Source organism: Trueperaceae bacterium (genome assembly GCA_036381035.1).
Classification (GTDB): Bacteria; Deinococcota; Deinococci; order Deinococcales; family Trueperaceae; genus DASRWD01.
This window is the reverse complement of sequence record DASVDQ010000119.1, coordinates 1-2,223: the sequence shown is the minus strand read 5'-3', so window position 1 is coordinate 2,223 and position 2,223 is coordinate 1. Positions and strand designations below refer to the sequence as shown.

Here is a 2,223-nt window from a genome sequence, read left to right as displayed (position 1 = left end):
GTAATTTCTCCCCTCGCCCCTCCCGTTGGCCATGGTGTCGGGCTGGCGGGAGGGGCGTACCCATCCACCGTACTGTCAGGCTTTTTCGGTCCTTTGCGGGAATGGTGCCAAGTTTCCGCAGATTCTGGCATCTGATCACCTACAGGAGCAGGAATCCGCGGCTTCTGACCGCAACCGCACTCCCGATCTTTGTTGCCCCGATAAGTGTGCAGTCCGCAGCAGGACAGGACACCGAGCAAATGGCCCCGCAATCGGTTCGCCTATTTTCGGGATCGGGGGACCCGCCGCCGTTGGCGCGGAACGATGGTGGATGACTAAGTGGGCTACTCGTTTATTGTGTATCACAGAATCCGCTACTATGATCCGGGCATCGGACGGTTCACGCAGGAAGACCCCATCGGGATCGCGGGGGGGCTGAATCTGTATGGGTACGCGGCGGGCGATCCGGTCAACTTCAGTGACCCGTTTGGGCTGTGTCCAGAATACGCGGGTGGTGATGGCAGGACCGATACGGCCGATGACTGTCCGCGCGAGGTGCTCGATGCCTGGGCCGAGCAGCACATCACCCTTGGTCCGGGAGCAAGTTGGGATGATGTTGATCCCATCTTGCGGGACGCCGTGATCAAAGGCTCCATCCAGCTCAACAGAGATTTCTATATCTCAACCACCACCAATGGCAGACACTCGCCACAGAGCGCGCACTACGACGGCAATGCAGTGGACATCTCTCGGATCGATGGCCAGCGGTTCAGCTTGATGGACGATCAGACCGCGTTCAGGCTTGGTCCGGCGGTCGGTGCTGCGGTTGCGAGCTTCATTCCGAACAACCGCCTCCGGGAGATCATCGGGCCCGAATTCGCGGTGCGTTTCCACCGGGCGCCATGGCCATACGGCCAGCGTCTGACGAACCTGATCAACGCCCACCGGGACCACGTCCATGTTTCCATCTTGCCGTAGGCTGGGGAGCCAGGGGGAGGCCGCAATGCCTGGGATCACGATCAGCATCGTCTTGGCACTCGTCACCGGATTTTCTGCCGCCGGATGTAGTGGCGGAGCGAACGAGGAGGCACAGGCAGGTGCCGCGGAGACGGCAAGCGCCGCGACCCCGATCTCTGGAGCAACTGCGACGCCCGAGCCCGCAGACTCTCTCGGGAAGCTGATCGAGAAGCTGGGGCAGCTGCCGGGCTCATTCGAGCGGACAGGGCGCTCTGGTGCCTACGCCTTTACGGGCGATCGGAACGTGATTCACGCCATCGTGCTGTTCGAAGATGCCGCCGTTCCCCGGCTCGTGGACTGCCTCGACAATACCGAGCCGGCCGCGGCGACTCTCAACGGTGAACCTGTTCCTGTGGGGGTAATGTGCTACGAAGCCTTGCGCTTCACGGCTTCCTATGAGGCGACCGACGAGCAGGGCGATCTTGATCCTACCTGGCCGGGATACATCGGGCCTGATGCTACAGCCGAGGATCTTCGTGCTGCAAAGGGCGCATGGGAAGAAGTAGTCCGCAGGAAAGCGTACGTCATCCCCTGAGCACGCGAGATCGGAGCCGATAAGCGGAAGCCCGGCCCTCGGTGGAGGCGTCGGGCTTCTTCTTTAGCCGCCCTTCCCTTCGTCGCCCCACTTGCTCAGCTCTGCTCAACTTGCCGCGGCCCACCGTTTGGCTTCGTGCTTGAGGATGAGGGAGTCGAGGAGTGCGCGGGCGATCTTCTTCTCCTCGGGATCGAAGCGAACGTACGGGGCCTGCATCGCGGACGGGGCCGGCGCCGCGCGATCCCGCGACGCCGGACGCGTTCCGCCATAGCGGTCACTCCGACGCGGGGCTGACACGAATCACCTCATACGGGATTCGCTTGAACCGATCGTGATCCGCGAGGTGGGGGTCGCCTGGGCCGGGCGGACCGGCACGAACGATTCCGGCGGACCTCGTATCACCCCACGGTCTCCTCACGTCACGTCACGTCACCTCACCTCACCTCACGTCGCATCACCGCGCCGCCACCGCCCCGTTCTCCGTCCACCGCCCGTACCACTTCAGCATGTAGAGCTGCGTGCGCATGAAGTTGGACGGCTTCGAGCCGGTGCCGTGGTACTCGCCCTCGAAGCGGAGCATGGCGACCGGGACGCCGCGCATCTTGAGCGCCTGGTAGAACTCCTCGGTCTGGCTCATGGGGGTGCGCAGGTCGAGCACGCCGGTCATGAGCATGGTCGGCGTGGTCACGTTC

Annotated in this window: 3 protein-coding genes; 2 read left to right on the top strand and 1 reads right to left on the bottom strand. The window is 63.2% G+C overall.

Annotated elements, in window-relative coordinates:
- Nucleotides 1-318: 318 nt before the first annotated feature.
- Together VF202_13895 and VF202_13890 are read left to right on the top strand one after the other, a co-directional pair.
- On the top strand, nucleotides 319-957 hold the full coding sequence (locus VF202_13895) for an RHS repeat-associated core domain-containing protein (protein HEX7041205.1): 639 nt from the start codon (nucleotides 319-321) through the stop codon (nucleotides 955-957).
- A 25-nt stretch (nucleotides 958-982) separates the two neighbouring features.
- Nucleotides 983-1,531, top strand: a complete 549-nt coding sequence (locus VF202_13890) for a hypothetical protein (protein ID HEX7041204.1) — start codon at nucleotides 983-985, stop codon at nucleotides 1,529-1,531.
- 454 nt (nucleotides 1,532-1,985) lie between these two features.
- Here VF202_13890 and VF202_13885 read toward each other — a convergent pair.
- Nucleotides 1,986-2,223: prolyl oligopeptidase family serine peptidase (locus VF202_13885; GenBank protein HEX7041203.1), on the bottom strand; the 238-nt coding region annotated here is incomplete at its 5' end.